The 1031-nt window shown below is 66.0% G+C and carries 1 protein-coding gene; it reads right to left on the bottom strand.

Features of this window, described 5'->3' with window-relative positions; all coding sequences use genetic code 11:
• A partial coding sequence (locus tag QWZ14_RS29115) for a Bug family tripartite tricarboxylate transporter substrate binding protein (RefSeq protein ID WP_290320568.1) occupies positions 1 to 960 on the bottom strand: 960 nt, incomplete at its 3' end.
• Positions 961 to 1031: the final 71 nt, after the last annotated feature.

The following is a 1031-nucleotide window of genomic DNA, read 5'->3' as shown; positions in this document are numbered from 1 at the left end:
TCCACTAACCTTCACCATTTCCGCCCAGACAGCCTTCTCTTTCGCCAGACGTGCGGCCAGCTCGTCGGGCGTGGAGCCGGTCAGCCGTGCGCCCATCGCAATCGCTCGCTGTTGCAACGCCGTATCAGCCCAGGCGGAACGCACCTCGGCCGAGATCCGGTCCACCACCGCCCGCGGTGTGCCGCGCGGCGCCGCCCATAGATGCCAGGGCGAGACCTCGAAACCTGGTATGCCGGCCTCCGTCATGGTCGGCACGTCCGGCAATGCTGGCCAGCGCTGCGGCAACGCTACGGCCAGTGCTCGTATGCGGCCTTCCTGGATCACCCCGACGTAGGAGGCGAGGTTGTCCACTGCGTACTGGATGTCGCCCGAGAGCAGCGACGGGATCGTCTGGGCGCCGCCACGGAAACTGACATGCTGCGCCTCGAAGCCCGCACGGCCGGCCAGGTAGGCGCCCGAGAGGTGGATGGTGGTACCAACGCCGGAAGAGCCAAAGCTGATCCGGCCGGGCCGTGCCTTCGCCCATTCAGCGAATTCTTGAAGGGTCCGCACTGGGACGTGCTGAGGAGCCACCACCGCGACATTGGGCAGGTCCCACATCGCGCTGATCCAGGCGAAGTCCCGGTCAGGATCATAGGGCAGGCTTTTGAAAAGATGCGGATTGATCAGCAGGTTGTGCATGCTGACGGTGCCGATGGTGTAGCCGTCAGGCGTCGCACGGGCGAGCGCCTCAGCGCCGATATTGCCGGAGGCGCCAGTGCGCGTCTCCACCACGAAAGGCTGGCCGAGGCGCCGCGACATTTGCTCGGCGGCCAGTCGCGTCATGACATCAAGTGAGCCCCCGGGTGGGAAGCCGACAATGACGCGCACTGGCCGGTCCGGCCAGGTCCCTTGTGCCCGGCCCGCGACTGGCAGGGCGGCGAGCATGGGTGTTGCAAGCAGCGCGCGGCGGTGCAGCAAACGATGTTCCTCCCATTGTTAGTTGCGGCCAGGCTAGTGTCCCGACCGAGAAATAGCTAGGCAGTTTTGCT

It is taken from the genome of Paeniroseomonas aquatica, assembly GCF_030409335.1.
Classification (GTDB): domain Bacteria; phylum Pseudomonadota; class Alphaproteobacteria; order Acetobacterales; family Acetobacteraceae; genus Belnapia; species Belnapia aquatica.
Note: the sequence above shows the minus strand (reverse complement) of the source record. Positions and strands in the feature narration are given on the sequence as shown.